This window comes from Nioella sp., assembly GCF_965215655.1.
GTDB lineage: Bacteria > Pseudomonadota > Alphaproteobacteria > Rhodobacterales > Rhodobacteraceae > Nioella.
The window spans coordinates 3,433,685-3,454,410 of the sequence record NZ_OZ244111.1 but is presented as its reverse complement, the minus strand read 5'-3'; the positions used below and the strand labels follow the sequence as shown (position 1 = coordinate 3,454,410).

General features: G+C 62.7%; 22 protein-coding genes and 1 tRNA gene. 8 read left to right on the top strand and 15 right to left on the bottom strand.

What is annotated here, in order from left to right; genetic code table 11:
• The first annotated feature begins 7 nt into the window (after positions 1-7).
• Positions 8-811: an amino acid ABC transporter ATP-binding protein gene (locus ACOOEX_RS17175; RefSeq protein ID WP_071689283.1), complete on the top strand. Its 804-nt coding sequence runs from the start codon at positions 8-10 to the stop codon at positions 809-811.
• A 53-nt stretch (positions 812-864) separates the two neighbouring features.
• Here the strand turns inward: ACOOEX_RS17175 and ACOOEX_RS17170 are convergent, their stop codons facing one another.
• From ACOOEX_RS17170 to ttcA, 8 genes are all read right to left on the bottom strand, one after another.
• Positions 865-1,368, bottom strand: a complete 504-nt coding sequence (locus ACOOEX_RS17170; protein WP_420395970.1) for a SixA phosphatase family protein — start codon at positions 1,366-1,368, stop codon at positions 865-867.
• A complete protein-coding gene (locus tag ACOOEX_RS17165; RefSeq protein ID WP_420395969.1) occupies positions 1,365-2,009 on the bottom strand; it encodes a ferredoxin in 645 nt (214 codons plus the stop codon). The genes ACOOEX_RS17170 and ACOOEX_RS17165 overlap by 4 nt, the downstream gene beginning before the upstream one ends.
• 39 nt (positions 2,010-2,048) lie before the next feature.
• Positions 2,049-2,915: an acetylglutamate kinase gene (gene argB, locus ACOOEX_RS17160; RefSeq protein WP_420395968.1), complete on the bottom strand. Its 867-nt coding sequence runs from the start codon at positions 2,913-2,915 to the stop codon at positions 2,049-2,051.
• Between the two features lie 56 nt (positions 2,916-2,971).
• A complete protein-coding gene (gene yihA, locus ACOOEX_RS17155) occupies positions 2,972-3,622 on the bottom strand; it encodes a ribosome biogenesis GTP-binding protein YihA/YsxC (RefSeq protein ID WP_420395967.1) in 651 nt (216 codons plus the stop codon).
• A gap of 2 nt (positions 3,623-3,624) precedes the next feature.
• A complete protein-coding gene (locus tag ACOOEX_RS17150) occupies positions 3,625-4,362 on the bottom strand; it encodes an MOSC domain-containing protein (RefSeq protein WP_420395966.1) in 738 nt (245 codons plus the stop codon).
• A complete protein-coding gene (gene yidC, locus ACOOEX_RS17145; protein WP_420395965.1) occupies positions 4,362-6,188 on the bottom strand; it encodes a membrane protein insertase YidC in 1,827 nt (608 codons plus the stop codon). Before yidC ends, ACOOEX_RS17150 begins: the two co-directional genes overlap by 1 nt.
• 122 nt (positions 6,189-6,310) lie before the next feature.
• On the bottom strand, positions 6,311-7,861 hold the full coding sequence (locus ACOOEX_RS17140; RefSeq protein WP_420395964.1) for a putative bifunctional diguanylate cyclase/phosphodiesterase: 1,551 nt from the start codon (positions 7,859-7,861) through the stop codon (positions 6,311-6,313).
• 84 nt (positions 7,862-7,945) lie between these two features.
• Positions 7,946-8,797 (bottom strand): tRNA 2-thiocytidine(32) synthetase TtcA, encoded by an 852-nt coding sequence (gene ttcA, locus ACOOEX_RS17135; RefSeq protein WP_420395963.1) that lies wholly within the window; start codon positions 8,795-8,797, stop codon positions 7,946-7,948.
• Between the two features lie 135 nt (positions 8,798-8,932).
• Here ttcA and ACOOEX_RS17130 point away from each other — a divergent pair, with 135 nt between their 5' ends.
• The gene (locus tag ACOOEX_RS17130; protein WP_420395962.1) at positions 8,933-9,829 is read left to right on the top strand and encodes an alpha/beta hydrolase; all 897 of its coding nucleotides are present in this window, start codon (positions 8,933-8,935) and stop codon (positions 9,827-9,829) included.
• 35 nt (positions 9,830-9,864) lie between these two features.
• On the opposite strand, the gene ACOOEX_RS17125 is transcribed toward ACOOEX_RS17130, so the two are convergent.
• The 4 genes from ACOOEX_RS17125 to rpmH all read right to left on the bottom strand — a co-directional run bounded on the left by ACOOEX_RS17125 (position 9,865) and on the right by rpmH (position 11,247).
• Positions 9,865-10,092: a hypothetical protein gene (locus tag ACOOEX_RS17125; protein WP_420395961.1), complete on the bottom strand. Its 228-nt coding sequence runs from the start codon at positions 10,090-10,092 to the stop codon at positions 9,865-9,867.
• 311 nt (positions 10,093-10,403) lie between these two features.
• The gene (gene yidD / locus ACOOEX_RS17120) at positions 10,404-10,673 is read right to left on the bottom strand and encodes a membrane protein insertion efficiency factor YidD (protein WP_420395960.1); all 270 of its coding nucleotides are present in this window, start codon (positions 10,671-10,673) and stop codon (positions 10,404-10,406) included.
• A complete protein-coding gene (gene rnpA / locus ACOOEX_RS17115; protein WP_420395959.1) occupies positions 10,670-11,038 on the bottom strand; it encodes a ribonuclease P protein component in 369 nt (122 codons plus the stop codon). The genes yidD and rnpA overlap by 4 nt, the downstream gene beginning before the upstream one ends.
• 74 nt (positions 11,039-11,112) lie before the next feature.
• Positions 11,113-11,247: a 50S ribosomal protein L34 gene (rpmH, locus tag ACOOEX_RS17110; protein WP_005980833.1), complete on the bottom strand. Its 135-nt coding sequence runs from the start codon at positions 11,245-11,247 to the stop codon at positions 11,113-11,115.
• A gap of 288 nt (positions 11,248-11,535) precedes the next feature.
• On the opposite strand from rpmH, the gene ACOOEX_RS17105 reads away from it, so the two are divergent.
• The 4 genes from ACOOEX_RS17105 (at position 11,536) to ACOOEX_RS17090 (ending at position 15,227) form a co-directional block, all read left to right on the top strand.
• Positions 11,536-12,267 (top strand): TVP38/TMEM64 family protein, encoded by a 732-nt coding sequence (locus ACOOEX_RS17105; RefSeq protein WP_420395958.1) that lies wholly within the window; start codon positions 11,536-11,538, stop codon positions 12,265-12,267.
• 3 nt (positions 12,268-12,270) lie between these two features.
• On the top strand, positions 12,271-13,683 hold the full coding sequence (locus ACOOEX_RS17100; RefSeq protein WP_420395957.1) for a dihydrolipoyl dehydrogenase family protein: 1,413 nt from the start codon (positions 12,271-12,273) through the stop codon (positions 13,681-13,683).
• 31 nt (positions 13,684-13,714) lie between these two features.
• Entirely contained in the window at positions 13,715-15,103 is a 1,389-nt protein-coding gene (locus ACOOEX_RS17095; RefSeq protein ID WP_420395956.1) for a sensor histidine kinase, read from the top strand.
• Between the two features lie 47 nt (positions 15,104-15,150).
• Positions 15,151-15,227 (top strand) — tRNA-Arg (locus tag ACOOEX_RS17090).
• 78 nt (positions 15,228-15,305) lie between these two features.
• Here the strand turns inward: ACOOEX_RS17090 and recR are convergent.
• Both recR and ACOOEX_RS17080 read right to left on the bottom strand, forming a co-directional pair.
• Positions 15,306-15,905 carry a recombination mediator RecR gene (recR, locus tag ACOOEX_RS17085; RefSeq protein WP_306047166.1) on the bottom strand — a complete coding sequence of 200 codons (600 nt, stop codon included), beginning with the start codon at positions 15,903-15,905 and terminating at the stop codon, positions 15,306-15,308.
• 16 nt (positions 15,906-15,921) lie between these two features.
• Complete coding sequence (locus tag ACOOEX_RS17080; protein ID WP_420395955.1) at positions 15,922-16,266, bottom strand: YbaB/EbfC family nucleoid-associated protein; 345 nt, start codon at positions 16,264-16,266, stop codon at positions 15,922-15,924.
• A 163-nt stretch (positions 16,267-16,429) separates the two neighbouring features.
• On the opposite strand from ACOOEX_RS17080, the gene ACOOEX_RS17075 reads away from it, so the two are divergent.
• A complete protein-coding gene (locus ACOOEX_RS17075) occupies positions 16,430-17,035 on the top strand; it encodes a histidine phosphatase family protein (protein ID WP_420395954.1) in 606 nt (201 codons plus the stop codon).
• A 50-nt stretch (positions 17,036-17,085) separates the two neighbouring features.
• Here ACOOEX_RS17075 and ACOOEX_RS17070 read toward each other — a convergent pair whose 3' ends face one another.
• The gene (locus ACOOEX_RS17070) at positions 17,086-18,825 is read right to left on the bottom strand and encodes a DNA polymerase III subunit gamma/tau (protein WP_420395953.1); all 1,740 of its coding nucleotides are present in this window, start codon (positions 18,823-18,825) and stop codon (positions 17,086-17,088) included.
• Between the two features lie 359 nt (positions 18,826-19,184).
• On the opposite strand from ACOOEX_RS17070, the gene ACOOEX_RS17065 reads away from it, so the two are divergent.
• Positions 19,185-20,723 carry an ankyrin repeat domain-containing protein gene (locus tag ACOOEX_RS17065; protein ID WP_420395952.1) on the top strand — a complete coding sequence of 513 codons (1,539 nt, stop codon included), beginning with the start codon at positions 19,185-19,187 and terminating at the stop codon, positions 20,721-20,723.
• Positions 20,724-20,726: the final 3 nt, after the last annotated feature.

The window sequence follows — 20,726 nt, the reverse complement described above, 5'->3', positions numbered from 1 at the left end:
CGTCCAAATGACTGACGCTCAAACTTCCAACATCCAGGACCGTGAAATCGACCGGTCCCATATGAAAGTCTCCGACGAGGTCGCCATCGACATCTCGGGCATGAACAAGTGGTACGGCACTTTCCACGTGCTGCGCGACATCGACCTGACGGTGTATCGTGGCGAACGGATCGTGATCTGCGGCCCCTCTGGGTCCGGCAAATCCACCCTGATCCGCTGCATCAACGCGCTGGAGGAACATCAGCAGGGCAAGATCGTGGTGGATGGAACGGAACTGTCGAATGACCTGAAGAACATCGACAAGATCCGGTCCGAGGTTGGCATGTGCTTCCAGCACTTCAACCTGTTCCCGCACCTGACAATCCTGGAAAACTGCACGCTGGCCCCGATCTGGGTGCGCAAGACGCCCAAGAAAGAGGCCGAGGAAACGGCGATGCATTTCCTGAGAAAGGTGAAGATCCCTGAACAGGCCGACAAGTATCCCGGCCAGTTGTCCGGCGGTCAGCAGCAGCGTGTGGCGATTGCCCGTTCACTTTGCATGCGGCCGCGCATCATGCTGTTCGACGAACCCACCTCGGCGCTTGACCCCGAGATGATCAAGGAAGTGCTCGACACCATGATCGAGCTGGCCGAGGAAGGCATGACCATGCTCTGCGTGACCCACGAGATGGGCTTCGCGCGGCAGGTCGCCAACCGCGTGATCTTCATGGATGCGGGACAGATCGTGGAACAGAACGAACCGGAAGAGTTCTTCACCAATCCGCAGTCGGACCGGACCAAACTGTTCCTCAGCCAGATCCTCGGCCACTGAGCCGACCGACAGCAATCAAATAGGCCCCCGTGGATAGCGGGGGCCTTTATCGTTCAGGGCAGGTCATGGGGCGTGACGAAATCCAGCACCCGGCCCATGCCCCACTGAACGTCCCGCCAATCGGACTCGTCGCAATCCACCACCAACGTGGCGCAGGTCGGGAAGTCGGCGAAGCGAGGATGATCGGGTTTGCTGAACAGCAGCCGCTCGGCGAATTCGGCCATGCCGGGGTTATGGCCAATGATCATGTGGGTCATCGCATAGGACCCGCGCGTGTAGCTCAGGAGTGTTTCGGGCGATGCGTGATAAAGCTTTTCGGCTGTATTCACCTTGCGTTTGCCAGCAAGGGCCGGGGCTATGCCCTCCCACGTTTCCTGGGCGCGACGGGCAGAGGAGACGGTGACCTTGTCGGGCACATAGCCGTTGTCCCGCAACCAGGCCCCGATGCGCGGCGCATCACGCTGCCCACGCGCGTTCAGGGGGCGGTCGTGGTCGTCCAGCAGGGGATTGTCCCAGTCCGATTTCGCATGGCGGGTGAGGATGAGGGTCAGGGTCACTTGTGGAAATACCTCATGTGATGGGCCGTTTGCGCCGGATCACGGCCAAAACCTTGGCTGATGGGACAAGCGCGGCGGACGAGACAACCGCCGGTCAGGCACTCGGCGCCCTCTGGACGGTCCAGATGGGCGTGGCAGGCGGGGACGTCGTAGGGCCGTGGCCCGAGCGCGCCGACCGGGCAGGCGGTCAGACAGGGTTGTGGGCAGGTCGTACAGGGGCTGTCGGCAGGTGGCGGGGGCAAGTCCAGACTGTCGGGCAGAAGGATGGCACCCCGGATCGAGATCATCATGCCTGCCGTTTCATGCACCAGCATACCCACGGGCGAGGGCCATGCCCGATCCGTGCGTTCCGCCCACCGGATGAAGGGGGCATATGGCGGGCCGCCGAAGGGGAAATGCGGGGTGCCGCCGATCCGGGTGGCCAGCATGGTGATGATGCGGGTCGACCATCGGTCTAGCCCGTCGGGCGCACCATCCAAGAACTCCGGCTCTGCCGTGACATGTGGCCAGAACCCCGGCTCCAGCGGGGATAGCAACACCATGGTACCGGGGGCGCAGCCATCGTCCCCGGTCGCGTGGAACGCGCCGAAGATGTCGAGGGAATGCGGGGCGGCGAGCGCCTGAATCGTGGCGAGGTCCATGACCGGAACTCTGCTGATCCGCGCGAGACTTGGCAAGTGTCAGGCGCGGATCATGCTGCCTGCGCCGTGCGCGGTGAAAAGCTCCAGCAGAACCGCGTTATTCACGCGCCCGTCCACGATGGTACAGGCCCGCACGCCATTGCGCACGGCGTTCACGGCCGTTTCGGTCTTGGGGATCATGCCGCCCGCGATGACGCCATCGGCGGTCATCTGTTCCACCTCGGTGGCAGACAGCTGCGTCAGAACTTCGCCCGCTGCGTTCTTGACCCCGGCCACATCGGTTAACAGCAACAGCCGGTCAGCCTTGAGCGCCGCCGCAATCGCGCCTGCCGCAGTGTCGCCATTGATGTTGTAGGTCTCGCCCGCGCGACCCGCGCCGAGGGGGGCCACGACCGGGATCATGTCGTCCTCAAAGAGGTTCAGCAGCACCGCCGGGTCAACCTCCGCCGGTTCACCGACAAAGCCCAGTTCGGGATCGGCAGGATCGCAGATCATCAGGTTTGCATCCTTGCCGGAAAGGCCCACTGCCTTGCCGCCTTGGGCATTGATCGCCTGAACGATGCGCTTGTTGACCATGCCCGACAGCACCATCTCGACCACGTCCACGGTGGCGGCATCGGTCACCCGTTTGCCTTTGACGAACTCGGATTTCACCCCGAGCTTGGCCAACATTTCGTTGATCATCGGGCCGCCGCCATGGACGATCACCGGGTTCATGCCGACCTGGCGCAGCAGCACCATGTCACGGGCGAAATTGGCCATGGCCTCTTCATCGCCCATGGCGTGGCCGCCGAATTTGATGACCACCACCGCATCGTTATAGCGCTGCATATAGGGCAGGGCCTCGGACAAGGTGCGGGCGGTGGCGGCGTAGTCGCGGGTGGTCATGGTCACTTGTTTCTTCATCGGTCTGGCCCTCTGGTCATCCATTGTTAGGGCTTGGGCGTGTGACGCTCAATAGCTCAGATGATTCCGGCGATGATCGCGCGCAGGGTGGAGATGCCGACGCCCTTCTCGGACGAGGTCGCCACGATCTCGGGGTAGGCCGCCGGGTGTTTGGCCAATGCGCCGCGCACCTGTTCGAGAAGGCCGGGCATATCCGTCTGCTTGATCTTGTCGGCCTTGGTCAGCACCACCTGAAACGGCACGGCCGAGCGGTCGAGCAGGTCCATGATTTCCTCATCCACCGCCTTCACCCCATGGCGGCTGTCGATCAGCACGAAGGCGCGGCGCAGGTTGGCCCGGCCCGAGAGATAGGCCTTGAGAAGCCGCTGCCATTTCTGGACCACCTTTACAGGCGCGTTGGCGAAGCCATAACCCGGCAGGTCCACAAGGTAGTGACTGTCTGCGATAGTGAAAAAGTTGATCTCCTGCGTGCGGCCCGGCGTGTTCGACGCGCGCGCGAGCGCCTTGCGGCCTGTCACGGCGTTGATCAGCGTCGACTTGCCCACATTGGACCTGCCTGCAAAACAGACCTCGATCTTGTCGCCCGGCGGCATTCCGTCCATGGCGACGACGCCCTTCAGGAAATCGGACCCGGCAGCGAACAGCAAACGGCCCTTTTCGGCCTCATCTGCCTCGGGCTTCGGGGCGAGGGGGAAGCGGATTTCCATGGTCAGATCACCTCTGCAACGTCGCCAATGGTGATGTCGCCAGAGGTCACGACCTCGCCATAGACGCAAAATTCGCGGTCGTCGTTCAGCACACTCAGCGTATCGGCGTCGCGTTTGCCGGTGTCGGGGTTCGTCGTGGTGGCCATGCAGCGCACCACCGGTTCACGGATGGCAATCTCGGCGCTGCCGATGCGGATGGTCTTGCCGATCAGGTCGAACTCCTCCCAAGGGGCCCATCCCTCGACCCAGATATTGGCACGCCAGCGGCGGGTCGACAGGCTCTGACCCAGTTTCTGCTCGACCACGCGATGCGAGGCCATGTTGCCGATGCTGACAGAGGGGAAGTCCGTATCGGTCATGCCGCGCCCGGGCACCCGTACGACCCGCTGCGACTGTGCGCGCTTGGGGTCCATCAGAGGTTTGGTCCAGGCGATCAGCGCCTGCGGGTCGTCATCGGGCCGGAATGTAAGATCGGGCAGGTCTGGATGGCTGAGGGTGACCGTCTCCGTTGCCTCATCCAACTGCGCCTCGATCGCCATCAACCCCGGAAGCTTCGCCCCGATCGAGAAATTCTGACAGGGCGCCCATGCACTGCCATCGGTTTTGGCGGCGTCATGGGCGACGGCCCACACCCTGTCCCACGGAAAACACATACCCGCCGTGAGGCGGGCATGGGTCAGGGCTTCTCGCCCATGGCTCTTGATCGGGTGACGCCAGAGCGCCTCAACCTTGGCTGTCATTACTCGGACTTTGCCTTGCGCTGAAAGCTCTTGCGGATATTGCCGAACACGTCCGGCTTATGCCCGTGGCTGCGCATGATGATATATTGCTGCGTGAAGGTGATCGTGTTGTTGGTGATCCAGTAGACGATCAGCCCGCTTGCAAAGCTGCCAAGCATGAACATGAAGACCCAGGGCATCCAGGCAAAGATCATCTGTTGCGTCGGGTCCGTAGGCGCCGGGTTCAGCTTTTGTTGCAGCCACATCGAGATACCCAGAAGGATGGGCAGGATGCCAATGAAGATCAGCGCAAGGATGCTGCCCGGTTCCGGTCCAGCCCAGGGAAACAGGCCAAAGAGGTTGTAGATCGTCGAGCTATCGGGCGCGGACAGGTCGTTCAGCCAGCCGAAGAACGGCGCGTGACGCAGTTCCAGCGTGACGAAGATCACCTTGTAAAGCGAGAAGAAGATCGGGATCTGCAGAAGGATCGGCAAACAGCCCGAGGCGGGGTTCACCTTGTTCTTCTTGTAAAGCTCCATCATTCCTTTCTGCATCGCCTCACGGTCGTCGCCGGCGCGTTCCTTCAGCTTCTCCATCTCTGGCTGAAGTTCCTTCATCTTCGCCATCGAGACATAGGATCGGTACGCCAGCGGGAAGAGGATCGCCTTGATCAGGATGGTCAGCGCGATGATGGCCAGACCCATGTTGCCGATCAGGGCGTTGAGGTAATGCAGCAGCCAGAAGATCGGCTTGGTCAGGAAGTAGAACCAGCCCCAGTCGATGGAGTCCAGGAACCCGTCGATTCCTTCTTCGTTTTCATAGCGGCGGATGGTTTCCCATTCCTTGGCGCCCGCAAAAAGGCGCGTGGTGGATTCCGCGGTTTCGCCCGGGGCGACCGTCACGGCGGGCAAGCGTGCCTCGGTCTGGTAGATCTCCGATCCAGGGACATAGCGCGACACGGCGGTGAAGGGCTGGCCGGAGCCGGGGACCAGCGTGGTCATCCAGTATTTGTCGGTAAATCCGATCCAGCCGGACTCGGTCACCTCCGTAACCTCGGCCTGCGCCCCTTCGCGCTGCACGAAATCCATGTCGGTCATCCCGTCATAGTCGAGTTCGTTCAGGGTACCGTCAGAGTTCTGGACGACGCCCTCATGCAGAATGAAGAAGTTTTGCAGGTCCTCGGGCAGGCCATGGCGGGCGACGATGCCATAGGGGGCGAGGCGTACATCCGTATCGCCGGTGTTTTCCACCGTCTGGGTGACGGTGAACAGGTAATCCTCATCAATCGAGATGGTGCGGCGGAAGATCAGACCGTTGCCATTGTCCCACCGGAGCGTCACGGGGGTTTCGACGGTGAGCGATTGGCCCTCTTCCAGTTCCCAAGGCGTGTTCGATCCGGGCACCTGATCGTAATCGAGCGATCCGCCCGGGGTCCAGCCATAGAGCGCGTAATAGGCCCCGGCCTCACCCACGGGCGAGAGCAGGCGGACATTGTCCGATGTCTCGTCCAGTGTCTCGCGGTAGTTACGCAAGAGCAGGTCGTCGAGGCGGCCGCCCGTCAGTGCGATGGAGCCATAAAGCGACGGGGTGTCGATCTCGATGCGCGGAGTTTCGACCAGTTCTTCGGGCGCTGCGTCGGTTCCGGCGGCATCTGCGGTTCCCGCGGCGGGGGGAACCAGAGCGACCTCGTTGCCGTTTTCATCGACAACGGTCACGGCAGCCGGATCGTTGGCGGCGGGGTCACCGGCCGGTTCTTCGGGCGGGAACATGATCGACCACAGCAGAATGACACCCATGCTGAGCGCCATTGCAAGAATGAGGTTCTTGTTCTGGTTCTGATCTTGCATGCCCGCGTATCCAGCCTTGGTTGAAGTCACGCAGGTTCAACAGACTGAGGCTGGAAAGGTCAAGCGGTTTTCCCGGTTCTTAGGGCCGTCCGCGCGGTTTGGCCCCGCATTGATGCAGTGATTTACCCTGCGCGGCGGCCGATCCGGGGGGTCTTGGCCAGCCCGGCGGTATAGGTTTGGACCCAGGCGATGATGTCCTCGAAGGGCATCGGACGGGCGATGATATAGCCTTGCAGGTGATCGCAGCCCAATTGCGCCACGACGCTGCGTTCTCCGGGAGTTTCGACGCCTTCGGCGACGGTGGCCACGTTCAGCCGCTCTGCCAGCGCGAGGATGCCCGCAACGACTGCGCGCTGCGTGGAGTCCTGATCAAGCTTGGTGACGAAACTGCGGTCGATCTTGATGCGGTTCACGTGAAAGCGGCGAATATTGGCGATGGAGCTTTGCCCGGTGCCGAAATCGTCGAGATCGAGGTTGAAGCCATGCGCACCCATCTGCTCGATATTGCGCAGGATCACGTCATCTTCGGATTGCGCGGCGACGGTTTCGAGGATTTCGACAGTCAGCCGTGCAGGGCGCAGGTCGAAGCGATCGACCTCCCATTTCAGGCGGTCGGCGAGGGTCGGATCGCGCAACTCTTCGGCCGAGAAGTTGACTGCGACAGACGGAACGGAACAGCCTGCCATATCCCATTCCTGAATGGCGCGCAGAGACTGAGCCAGGATGCATTCACCCAATCGCCCCATGCATCCGGCATCTGCCACCGCAGGCAGGAAATCTGCCGGAGTCAGAACGCCTGCCTCGGGATGGTGCCAGCGGGCCAGCGCCTCGAACCCGGTGACTGCGCCGGTATCGGCGCTGACCTGCGGCTGGAACCAGGGACGGATGTCGCCAGAGGCAATGGCATCTTCAACCTCCTCCGCCAGACCGTGGCGCAGCTGAGCGCTGGACTTGATCCGGTCAGAATAGCCGCGCACGCCGCCGGGCCCGTGCCGACGCGCCTCGATCAGGGCGGTCAGGGCCGCGTCCAGCAGGCATGTGGAGCCACCGAAATCAGTCTGGGCCGGGGTGGCAAAGCCAACCGACACAGTGGGATGCGCGGATGCCCCGGCAATGGCAATAGGCTCTGACAGCGCCTTTTGCAGTCGGTCCACAAGCGACATCACGATATCGAGTTTTACGGACGCGACCAGATGCAGGCTGATCGCAAATCGACCTTCACCGATGCAGGCAACGATGTCGCCCCGGCGCACGGTGGTCAGAACCCGGTCGGCGGTGCGGCGCAGGATACGGTCGCTGGCTTCTCCTCCCCAACGGGCGGCGAGGTCGGGGAAATCGTCGATTTCGACCACGAGGCAGGCGGTTGAATGGCCCTTTTGCCCTGCCTCAGCCAAAGTTGTTTCCAGTACTGCCAGAAAGCTTTCGCGCATCGGCAGTCCGGTCTTGCCATCCAGCGGCGCCCCGTCGCCTGCCCCTTTTCCCTGCGGGCGCATGGCCTGTAATGCCAGCAGGCCGGGCAGCAGAAAGGAGGTGGCGAAGATCACCTCCGGCGCACCCATCCAGAAGGCCAGCAGCGCCAGCGCCGGAAAGACGGCCAGTACCTCAACCCTGGACAGGCCCCTGCGAATGTTCTGGGCGAGGGAATCCAACCGGGGAAACACGGGGACATGCATGGCAGCCTCTCATCCTGGCAATTCTGGCGTCGGTCCCGTTCACCGCTACGCCAAACTGCCTGACAGGCTGTTAACGTCTTCGCCTCAGTCCTTCGGATTTGTCTCGACTTGTTCCGATCGCATCAGCCCCGCGAAGTCAAAAAGCGCCGGGTCGAGCAGATGCGAGGGCCGCGCATTCATCAGAGCCGAGAACATCTTGCCCCGCCGCCCGGGGCTGCGGCTTTCCCATTCATCCAGCAGTTTCTTGATCTGTTGGCGCTGCAAGCCGTCCTGTGATCCACAAAGATCGCAGGGGATGATGGGGTAGTTCATCGCTGTCGCGAACTTCTCGCAATCGGCCTCGGCCACATGCGCGAGCGGGCGATAGACGAAGAGGTCGCCCTCGTCATTCAAGAGCTTCGGCGGCATCGTCGCCAGCTTGCCACCATGAAAGAGATTGAGGAAAAATGTTTCGAGAATATCGTCGCGGTGATGGCCCAGAACCACGGCGGAGCAGCCTTCCTCGCGGGCGATTCGGTAAAGATTGCCGCGCCGCAACCGCGAACAGAGCGCGCAATAGGTGCGTCCGGCGGGCACCTTGTCCATGACGATGGAATAGGTGTCCTGATATTCGATCCGGTGCTCGACCCCCATCTTCGACAGAAACTCCGGCAGGACTGTTGCGGGAAATCCCGGTTGCCCCTGGTCGAGGTTGCAGGCCAGCAGGTCCACCGGCAGCAGCCCGCGCCATTTCAGCTCGGTCAGCGCAGCCAGCAGCGTGTAGCTGTCCTTGCCGCCGGACAGACAGACGAGCCACCGCGCGCCGCGTTCGATCATGCCGTAGCGATCTATGGCTTCGCGGGTCTCGCGAATGATCCGCTTGCGCAGCTTCTTGAACTCGGTCGTGTTCGGCGCGCCGCTGAACAGCGGGTGGATATCGTCGGATTCGTCTAGCATCGGGGGCCTCCGGTTGCGGGTCCGCATCTACGCGGAATGCCCCGGACAGGCAATGATTTTGGCATCTGGGCGATTCGGGCGCAAGATGACCGGATTGACCAGTTTTTCATTCGAGGACCGACGATGATTTACGCAATGACAACCCGCAGTTTTGTTGACGGGGCTTTCACAAAGAATCCCGGTGTGACGCGCTATGTGAGGGTCGAGAAGACCACGGCCGGATATGCGGTGCAGATCCTGCCGGTGGACACATGGCTGGCCGAGGTGCTGGCGGCGGCGGGCGCAAACGGGGTGCTGCTGCATGTCCACGGGTTCAACCTGGAACAACATGAAACCTTTGCACGGCACCAGTTGATCGCCGACGGGCTGGCGCAGCATGGTTTTGGTGGCGTGGTGGTCAGCTTTGACTGGCCCACCAACGGCGCTCTGTTCGATTATCGAAAGGACCGGGCCGATGCCCACACAGTTGCGCCGCAACTGGTGCTGGATGGAATCGCTTTGCTGCGCAAGGCGGCGCCAGGGATCAAGCTTGATATCATGGCTCATTCCATGGGCTCTCTGGTCACGCGCCATGCTTTTCATCGGGTTGTGGAACTGGGCAAGGCCGGGGCGGTCGATATCTCGGTCGGGCAGGTTTTGCTGGTTGCCGCCGACATTGCGGCGAAGTCGATGAAGACCGGAGCCAAGAAATCTGCCGCGCTTTACGCGCATGCGGGCAGGATCACCAACTACTACAGCCGCGCGGATGAGGTTTTGAGCCTGTCCCAGTGGTACAGGCTGTTTCAGGCGCAGAGGCTGGGTTTCGAGGGGATGCCGGACAGCGTGCCGCCGGGCCATGCGGATGTGTATGTGCAGCACTATTACAACACGCATAAGCATGAATGGCCGAACACGTCCTCGATCTCTCATAACTGGCACTTCCTGGATGCGCAGTTCTATCGTGACGCCGCCCTCGTGCTGGCCGCGCATCCCGCCGCGACCATGCCGACGCGCGCCCCGACGAATGAAGGCAATCAGGCGCTGATCGGCTGAGGGTTGGGGCCCGGACGGACCGGACCCCTGATGGTTCACCATCTGAGCTGTGTTGCGGATGGGGGAGGGTGGTAGGGCGCCATCCCTATGTCACGCCGCATGTGATTGTTGAGCGAGATGAGCCCGTTCGCGGGCCGCGCCTTGCGCTTCATCGCCTGCCTGGCGGCGGCCTTCAGCACGCGCCACGCACCCGCATCGGCGATCATTTCGGCCAGCAAGGCCTGGATTTCAGCCGCCGAAAGACGGTTTTCGAGTCTGGTCATGATATGTCCCCCTGATGAAACAGGGGCCTCTGGATTGGGTTGGAGATGGACCACGGGCAGGCAGATGCCCCCATGGCAGATCGGTCAGGTCATGTTGGAAAGCTGGCCCCTAGGGACCGAAGGGTGCGGCCGTGCGGCCTATGCCCCTGCCATGCAGGTGCCGGACCGGGAATCGAGTTCGCCCAGGCGTCGTGTGAACAGCAAAATCATATGACGCCCTCCCTTAGCTTGGACGGTGGAACTCGATAGGGGGCGGATAGCATGTGGTGCGCGCATCGCGCTATGACGGAAAACCGGACAATCGACGGTTGTTACCGATCGGCCACGTCCTGCCCGTCCTCGTGACTGTGATCATGCCCGCAGCCTGGAACCGGGTCATAGCCATCTGCACCCCAGGGATGGCAGCGGCCAATCCGCTTCGCGGCAAGCCATGAGCCCTTGATCGCCCCATGCTTTTGCAGGGCCTCCAGCGCGTAAGCGGAACAGGTGGGCTGGTAGCGGCAGTTGAACCCCACCCATGGGCTGAAGATCAGCCTGTAGGCCCGGACGGGAAGGGCAATGAGATGGGCCAGCGGGGTCACTTGTGCACTTTCTTCAGTGCCCGTTGGAGGTCTTTCAGCATATCTTCCATCGGGCGCGCGGCAGTATCATTGGCTTTGCCAATCAAAACGTAGTCCCAGCCGGGACGCCCTTCAAGCGGCAGGATGGCGCGGGCAATTTCCCTCAAGCGGCGCTTGGCGCGGTTGCGTGCGACGGCGTTGCCGACCTTCTTGGAACAGGTGAAACCCACACGCACCAGATCGGGCGCTACGTCTTCATCCTCTCGCCGCCGCCTTGCCTGCAACAAGAAGGCGGGCGCCGGGGCGCGGGCCGCGCGAGCAGCACGCAGGAAATCTGGACGTTTGGTCAGGGTCTCGACAATCGGCAAGTGCGGTCCCTCAAACACGAAAAGCCCCCGGGGCCGTGGGGCCGAAGGGGGCTCATCAACCGGGCACCAAGGCCCGGCCCTGCATCACGCGATTATGCGCTGAGCGACTTCCGGCCGCGGGCGCGGCGGGCGTTCAGGATCTTGCGGCCGGCTTTGGTGGCCATGCGGGCGCGGAAGCCGTGGCGACGCTTGCGGACCAGGTTCGACGGCTGGTAGGTGCGTTTCATCTGTCTCGTTTCCTTGTCATCAAGGCCGGATGCGGGCGAGGCCCACGCATCGACAGCCGGAGAATCCGTATGAGGCCCGGGCAATAGGCCCTCATGACCGCCATGTCAACAAGCCCGAAGCCCTGAATTCCCGGTTTGAAACATCTCGTGCGCAGATTCCTTCAGGCGGCCCCCGATCATGACATATTTCCACGGTTTCCGTCACGTGTGATCAACGCCGCGTGAGGGGGCTGTTGCTGCGCCGGGCTTGCACGCATGTTGTGGTCAACGCAAGCGATTGGACAGGACATGAGCCAAGTGACGACAGATCCCGGATCGAAGGCCAGCCGCCTTCTGCCCTTTGCGCTGATTCTGTTGGGCGCGGTCGCGGGCTGGTTTGTGCTTGGCGACTACCTGAGCTTTGACACCCTGCGCGACAACCGCGAAGCCCTGCTGGCCTTCCGTGACGCGCATTACGTGACGATGGTGGTTGCCTATATGGCGATCTACATTCTGATCGTTGCGTTCTCATTGCCGGGGGCGACCATCGCCACGCTGACCGGCGGGTTCCTGTTCGGCCTCTTCCCCGGAGTGATCTTCGTTCTCTTCTCAGCAACCATTGGCGCGACGATCATCTTCCTTGCGGCCCGGCTCGGCTTTGGCAGCAGCTTGTCAGCCAAGATGGATGCATCCTCTGGCCTTGTGCGGCGGATCAGCGAGGGCATTCATGAAAACGAGCTGTCGATGCTGTTCCTGATCCGGCTGGTCCCCGTGGTGCCCTTCTTCGTGGCAAACCTGCTGCCCGCTCTGGTCGGTGTCAGCCTGCATCGCTACGTCTTCACCACCTTCTTCGGGATCATGCCGGGCACGGCGGTCTACACATGGGTGGGGGCAGGTCTAGGCGAGGTCTTCGCCCGCGGTGAAACCCCGAACCTGTCGATCATTTTTGAGCCCGCCATTCTGGGCCCCATTCTGGGCCTCTGTGCGCTGGCAGCGCTTCCTATCCTCATCAAGGCTCTGCGCGGCCAGAAAGGGCTCTGACCCATGAACCGGATCAAGACCGATATCTGTGTGATCGGGGCGGGCAGCGGTGGGCTGTCGGTGGCAGCTGGTGCCGTTCAGATGGGGGCCGATGTTGTGCTGCTGGAAGGGCACAAGATGGGGGGCGACTGCCTGAACTATGGCTGCGTGCCGTCCAAGGCGCTGCTGGCGGCGGGGCAAAAGGCGCATGCCATGGGGCAGGGGGCCTTTGGCGTAACGGGGGGGGCGGTCGCGGCTGACTACGCCGCTGCCAAGGACCATGTTGCGGCCACAATCGCCGCCATTGAACCCCATGACAGCCAGGAGAGGTTCGAAGGTCTAGGCGTCAGGGTCATTCGGGAGTTCGGGCGCTTCACCGGCCATGACACCGTGCAGGCAGGCGACACCGAGATCACCGCGCGGCGCTTTGTTATCGCCACCGGCTCTCGCCCTTTCGTGCCACCGATTCCGGGGCTGGAAGATACGCCTTTCCTGACTAACGAGACCATTTTTGACCTGCGAGAGAAGCCTGAGCACCTGATTGTCATCGGCGGCGGCCCCATCGGGCTGGAAATGGCGCAGGCACATCGGCGGTTAGGGTGCGCGGTGACGGTCCTCGAGGGCGCCAAGGCATTGGGCAAGGATGACCCGGAAATCGCAGCCATCGCGCTGGAGAACCTGCGTGCGGAAGGTATTCGGATCATCGAGGGCGCGATGGTGTCCAGCCTGTCTGGTGGTGACGGTGTCATAGCGGTCACCATCGAAGACGGGACCGTTCTCAACGGCAGTCACTTGCTGGTGGCCGTTGGTCGGACGGTGAATATCGACACGCTCGACCTGCACAAAGCCGGGGTGGAACGCACCCGCAGCGGCGTCAAGGTCGATGCCTCGCTCCGCTCGCCCACCAACCGCAAGGTCTACGCCATCGGCGACGCCGCGGGCGGCCTGCAATTCACCCATGTCGCGGGCTATCATGCGGGGGTGATCATTCGGCAGATGTTGATGGGCCTGCCGTCAAAGGTGCGTACGGATCACATCCCCTGGGTCACCTATACGGATCCTGAAATCGCTCAGGTCGGGCTGACCGAGGCCGAGGCCCGCGAGGTTCATGGCGACAAGCTGACCGTGGTGCGCTTCCCCTATTCCGGCAATGACCGCGCGATTGCCACTGGCCAGACCACCGGGCTTATCAAGGTCATGGTGGTCAAGGGGCGGCCCGTCGGCGCCTCTATCGTCGGCGCGCAGGCGGGCGAGTTGATCCAGACCTGGGCGCTTGCCATTGCCAACAAGCTGAAAATGGGCGCTATTGCCGCGATGGTTGCCCCCTATCCGACATTGGGGGAGATTAACAAACGGGCCGCGGGCGCCTATTTTAGCCCCAAACTGTTCGATAGCCCGTGGGTCAAGCGGATCGTGCGCCTTGTGCAGCGGTTCTGAGCCCGGCGACGAGGGAAGGTAGACAAACCGCGTGCTCAATTCGCTCTCAGGCCGATTGCTGATCCTGACCGTCATCTTCGTGATGCTGGCAGAGATCATGATTTTCGTGCCCTCCATCGCGCGGTTCCGCGAGGATTACCTGCTGGCGCGGATCGAGCGGGCTCAGATCGCCTCGCTGGCGCTGCTGGCCGATGATGCGATGATGATCGACGAGGCGCTTGAGCAGGAGCTGCTGGATAATGCAGGCGTTCTGAACGTTGTTCTGCGCCGGGATGCGGTCAGTCAGCTGATCCTGTCCGTCGATCGCATCCCCCCGATCTCCGGGCAATATGACCTGCGCGACGTGTCTGCCTGGACCTTGATCCGGGATGCCATGCTGCGGCTGGCCGAGCCCGAGAACCAGGTGATCCGTGTCTATGGCAACCCGGTGCAGGATGCGGGCATGTTGATTGACGTGACGCTCTACACCCAGCCAATGCGCGACGCGATGATTGATTACGGTCTGCGCATCCTGCTGCTGTCGGCGGTCATCTCGGTCATCACGGCGGCCTTGCTGTTCTTTGCCGCCCGCCGTGCCATCGTGATGCCCATTCAGCGGGTGATCGATTCCATGCGCGCCTATTCGGAACGGCCGGAAGACGCGACCCGCATCATCCAGCCGTCAGCCGGGGTGACCGAACTGCATACCGCCGAGGAAACGCTTCAAACGCTGCAAACCCAATTGACCGCATCCCTGAAGCAACGCGAACGTCTTGCGCAACTGGGCGAGGCGGTGGCGAAGATCAGCCACGATCTACGCAATATCCTGACGGTGGCCACGCTGATGGCGGACCGGCTGGAGGGGTCTGACGACCCGACCGTTCAGCGCACTGCGCCGAAGCTGCTATCGTCACTGGCCCGTGCGGTGAACCTGTGCGAAGGCACCCTGGCCTTCGGCCGCGCCGAAGAGCCGCCACCGGCCTTGTCCCGCTTCGAGCTTGGCCCGCTGCTGGAAGATGTTGTCGAGCAGGAACAACTGGCCGTTTCCGGTGATGGGGTTCAGATTGAAGCCACATGCGCACATGGGATGATCGTGCGTGCCGATTCCGAGCAGCTGTATCGCGTGCTTGGCAATCTCTTGCGCAACGCGCGACAGGCCATTGCGGCCAGTGGCAAGCCGGGCCGTATCTCGCTGGAGGGGTGCGAGGACGCGGAAGGCTGGGTGATCCGGATCACAGATACCGGACCGGGCCTGCCAAAGCGGGCGCTCGACCATCTGTTTCAACCGTTCCAGGGGGGCGCGCGCAAGGGCGGCAGCGGGTTGGGGCTGGCCATCGCGGCCGAGCTGATCCGGGGCCATGGTGGACGGCTGGATTTGAAGCAGACCGGTCCGCAAGGAACCGTATTCGAAATCCATCTGCCTGCCGGTCAAAAAGTCTGATTTCACCCTTGCGCCGGTCCGAGGACAGGTCTAAACACCGCCCTCACGCGCTGGTAGCTCAGTTGGATAGAGTACTTGACTACGAATCAAGGGGTCGGGGGTTCGAATCCTCCCCAGCGCGCCATTGAAAAGGCTCAGCGACTGACCGCTGAGCCTTTTCTTGTCTCTGGCGCCCTGTAACAGGCCCTGCCTTTGGCGAGGTTCAGAACGCCTTGCGGGCGCGCAGCGCGGCCGAGATGGTTCCGTCGTCGAGATAGTCCAGTTCTCCGCCCACGGGCACGCCCTGTGCCAGAGAAGAGACGGTAACACCGCTGCCCTCCAGTTCTCCGGCGATATAGTGGGCCGTGGTCTGACCATCCACTGTTGCGTTGAGCGCGAGGATGATCTCGCTGATGCCATCTGACCGGATCCGGTCGAGCAGTTTGGGGATGCGCAACTCTTCGGGGCCCACGTCATCCAGCGCCGACAGGGTGCCGCCAAGCACATGATAGCGGCCCTTGAACGCATGGCCGCGCTCCATGGCCCAAAGATCCGCCACATCCTCGACCACGCAAATCTGCCCATTTGCACGCTCGCTGTCGGAGCAGATCGAGCAGGTGTCAGAGGTGCCGATATTGCCACAGGTCAGGCATTCGCGGGCGGTGGCGGCGACCTGTGTCATCGCATCGGCCAGCGGCTGCATCAGAAGGGCGCGTTTCTTGATCAGGTGCAGCACGGCGCGGCGGGCCGACCGGGGGCCGAGCCCCGGCAGCTTGGCCATGATGTCGATCAGGGCCTCTATGTCTTCGGTACCGCCAGCCATGCGCGGGGTGCCACCCTCAGAAGGGCAGCTTCATGCCTTCGGGCAGGTTCAGCCCCTCGGTCAGACGCGCCATTTCCTGCTGGCTGCGTTCGGCGGCTTTGGCCTGCGCGTCCTTGATCGCGGCGAGGATCAGATCCTCCACCACTTCCTTTTCGTTGGGATCGAAGATCGAGGGGTCGATGTTCAGCGCGGTCAGTTCGCCCTTGGCGGTCGCGGTGGCGCGCACCAGACCCGCGCCGGATTCCCCTTCGACGGTCATGGTGGCCAGCTGCTCCTGCATCTCGGCCATCTTGCCCTGCATTTCCTGCGCCTGTTTCATGATCTTGGCCATGTCGCCAAGCTGGCCCAGTCCTTTGAGCATGTCGTCGCCTCCTGTTTGGCTTCCGTTGCCCTGCGACATAAGCCGCGCGGTTCGCTCAGGCAAGTTTGGATTGACTTGACAGAAACAGTCGGAATTGCAACACCCCTTGCAGGCACCGTGTCAGGCACCCAGTCGGATGAACCCACAGACACGGAGATATTCAATGTGCCCACGTAAACCAGTCCTTTTGACTGCCCTGATGATGCTGGCCCAGTCGCTGCCCGCTCATGCCGATCCACTGCCGCCCGAAACGCTTGTCGAACGTCTGACGCAAGGGGGATACGTGCTCTACATTCGCCATGCGCAGACAGAGAGCGATTATGCCGATCAGGTCACTGCCGACCCTGAAAACTGCGCCACGCAGAGGGTGCTAAGCCGCACCGGATGGGCGCAGGCCCGGGCCATCGGCTCAGCGATAGACTCGGCCGGTATTCCGGTGGCCGAGGTCTTGTCGAGCCAGTATTGCCGGGCATGGCAAACCGCGGATCTGGCCTTTGGATATCACGAGGAAACAGCAGCGCTGAACTTTGAACCGGCGGAGGACTATTCTGATGTACAGATCGCGGCGATGCGGGACCGGGTGGCACCGTTGGTATTGGCCGAGATGCAAGACAGCAGCAATCGGGTCATTGTCGGCCATGATGACCCGTTCGAAGCGCTGACCGGCATCTATCCCGAACCGCAGGGTGTGGCCTATGTGTTGCAGGTCCGTGACGGGGCAATTGAGGTGCTTGGCGCGATTGCGCCGGATGCGTGGCCCGGCATGTAGCCCCGGTCAGGAAACAGCCCCGCCCCGGATGTCTTGCCGGGGCGCGGTTTTCAGTCCTCCTCGAACGGGTCCCATTCGTCTTCAACCTCGGGCAGCGCTTGCAGTTCCGCCTCGGCATCCAGTTCCGCGCGGCTGCGGATTTCGGTGATCTTGGCTTGCGGGAAGGCCGCCAGAACCGCCTGCATCATCGGGTGCTGCCGCGCCGCGTCTTCCAGCTCCCGCACCTTGGCGTTTTCCACCTCTTCGATGGTCTCGCCGCCGCCCTCATTGGCCAAAGTCACCGTCCAGCGCACGCCGGTCCAGTTCTTCAGGCTCTGTGCCAGCCGGGGGGCGAGATCTCTTGGCGCGCGGTCCGTGGGCTGGAAGGTAATCCGACCGGGCGTGTAGGAGACGATGCGAACGCAGGTCTTCACCTCGATCAGCAGCTTGATGTCACGGTTCGATTCGATCAGCGCCACGACCGTTTCAAAGCTGTGGTAGTGCGCCAGCGCCGTTTCGGGGGCCTTTGCCAGTGCCGTTACTGCCCCCCCGGACGGGCCGCGTGGGGTGGAAGCACGAGAGGCCGGGCCGCCGCCTTGCGGGGCAGGGGCGTGACCACCACCACCGCCGCCAGCGGGGGGCGGGGTCATGTCCTTGAGCTTGCGAACCAGATCCTCTGGCGGGGGGAGGTCGGCCACATGGGTCAGGCGGATGATCGCCATCTCCGCCGCCATCATCGCGTTCGGGGCTAGCGCAACCTCCTCCAGCGCTTTCAGCAGCATCTGCCAGGCTCGCGCCAGCACCCGCATCGACAGCTTCTGCGCCAGCGCCTGCCCGCGCGTGCGTTCATCGGGGCCGATCGTGGGGTCGTTCGCCGCCTCGGGCGTAATGTTGATGACCGAGAGCCAATGGGTCAGCTCCGCCAGATCGCGCAGCACCGCCATCGGGTCTGCCCCATCGGCATATTGCGCGCCCAGTTCATCGAGTGCGCCCGCCGCATCGCCGGACATGATTTTTTCAAGCAGGTCCATGACCCGGCCCCGATCGGCCAGCCCCAGCATCGCGCGGACCTGATCGGCGGTGGTTTCGCCTGCGCCATGGGAAATCGCCTGATCCATCAGGCTCATCGCGTCGCGGACCGAGCCTTCGGCGGCACGGGTGATCAGTGCCAAAGCGTCCTCGTTGATCTCCGCCCCTTCCTTCTGCGCCACGCCTTGAAGATGGGCAATCATCACCTCGGGTTCGATCCGGCGCAGGTCGAAGCGCTGGCAGCGGGACAGGACCGTGACCGGCACCTTGCGGATTTCCGTGGTGGCAAAGATGAACTTCACATGGGCGGGCGGTTCTTCAAGCGTTTTCAGCAGCGCGTTGAAGGCGCTGTTCGACAGCATGTGAACTTCGTCGATGATATAGACCTTGTAGCGCGCCGAGGCGGCCCTGTAGTGCACGCTTTCGATGATCTCTCGAATATCGTTCACGCCCGTATGGCTGGCGGCGTCCATCTCGATCACGTCCACATGGCGGCCTTCGGCAATGGCCTTGCAATGGTCGCAGATGCCACAGGGTTCGGTTGTCGGCGTGCCGGTGCCGTCCGGGCCGGTACAGTTCAACCCCTTGGCCACGATCCGCGCCGTTGTCGTTTTCCCGGTGCCTCTGATGCCCGTCAGAATGAACGCCTGCGCGATCCGATCCGCCGCGAAGGCGTTCTTGAGCGTGCGCACCATGGCCTCTTGCCCGATCAGATCGGCAAAGCTGGCGGGCCGGTATTTGCGGGCCAGAACCTGATAGCCTGTGTCGTTGGTCTCGGACATGGTGCCTCGCGTCGGGATGGATCGCGGGCAGGTTAGAGCGTTTTGGCCGGGGGGTGAACAGGTGAGTTGAGTGTTGCGCGGGCGGAGAGGGAAGGACGCCTCCGGCGGGAGTATTTGGGCCAAGAAGAAGGGGGCAGGGCGCCGCGTTAAGGTTAACGGGTGGGCGGTCGTGATCTGGTAACCATGATGGGCTTGGCGGGGCGGATGCTATGAGCTAGGGTTGTTCTGCCGCAAGGGGCGGCATCCAGGTCCGCGGAAAGCCGTCATCGGCACCCCTGAACGATCGGAAGACCGAGCCTATCGGATTTTCTCATGCCCGGATCAGCGGACCGGCGGGCGCTATCGTGAGGAAACCGACGATGAAATCCCTCGACCAGTTGCGCCGTGATGCCAAGGCGCTGCGCAAGGCCCATGAGGCCGGCGATCCGCTTGCCCTGCAACGGCTGAAAGTCCATCCGCCACGCATGGACGGCCGTGACCTGAAACATGCCGACTTTCTGCATGTGATCGCCCTTGAATCCGGCTTTGTCAGCTGGCCTGCCCTGAAAGAGGCGCAGGAGATCCAAGGGCTGGATCGCGCCGCGAAGCTGCAGAAGCTGAAGATCGCGCTGGCTCATGGTCAAAATGCCCGGGTGGACCGGTTGCTGGCGGACACGCCGGATCTGGCGGATGGTCTTTTTGGGTTGCAGGTGGCGCTGCTGAACCGCGAAACCGTGGAACGCATGCTGGCCGAAGACCCGGGCCGGGCGACGCGGGTCGTGGCGCATCAGTCGCCCCTGTGTTTCCTGGCCTTTTCCAAGCGGTTTCAGGCGCAGCCCGACCGCGTCGACGACATGCTTGCCATTGCCGAGATGCTGTTGGCGCATGGCGCGGATGTGAACGATGGTCGCCCGGTCAGTCCGGATAGCGATCACCGCCTGTCGGTGCTCTATGGGGCAATCGGTCATGCGGATAATATGGTTCTTGGGCGGTGGTTTCTGGATCACGGGGCCGATCCCAATGATGGCGAGTCGCTCTATCATGCGGCCGAGCTTGGGCATCACGACGGGCTGAACATGCTGCTGGAGGCCGGGGCCGATCCAAGGGGCACCAATGCGCTGCTCAGGGCCATGGATTTCAATGACCATCAGGCGGTGCGGCTGCTGCTCGATCATGGCGCCCGCGCAGATGATTTCGACGGCACCCATGTGGGGGGTGAGGCGCCCTGGGTGGTACCGGCCCTGCATCAGGCGGCGCGGCGGATGTGCGATGCGGAAATGATCGACCTGCTGTTGGAGGCAGGGGCAAACCCGGGCCGGGTGTTCGAGGGCTGCACCGCCTACGGCTATGCGCGGGTCTTCGGCAATGGCGATTTGGCGCGCGCCATCGAAGCGCGCGGGGATGTGCCGGACCTGACCGAGGAGGAACGGCTGCTGGCGATGGCGGCGGATGGGGAGGTGCCTGCGGGCGTCTATATTGACCCGGCGAAGTTGCCCGAGGCCTACCGCAACATCATCCGACTGATCCTGCACCTGCCCGGCAAGCTTGACCATGTAAAGCGGCTGGTGGCCATGGGGGTGGAATATGACCGCCCCGACACTGAGGGTCTGACGCCGGTTCAGGTTGCGGGATGGGAAGGTCTGCCCGAGGTCATGGGCTATCTGCTGTCGCTAAAACCCGATTTGTCACATGTGAACACTTACGGGGGGACGCTGCTGTCGACCATCCTGCATGGGGCGGACAACTGCCCGGCCCGCGCAGAGCGGGACTATGTCGGCTGTCTGAGACTGGCGTTGGACGAGGGGGTTGCCCTGCCCAAGGCCGCAATAGAGTTTGCCAATGAGGACGAGATCGCCAATTTCCTGTCGGATTGGGCCGAGGCTCATCCCGGTTCGGTCGTGGATCAAGGAGCGTTCTGAGCC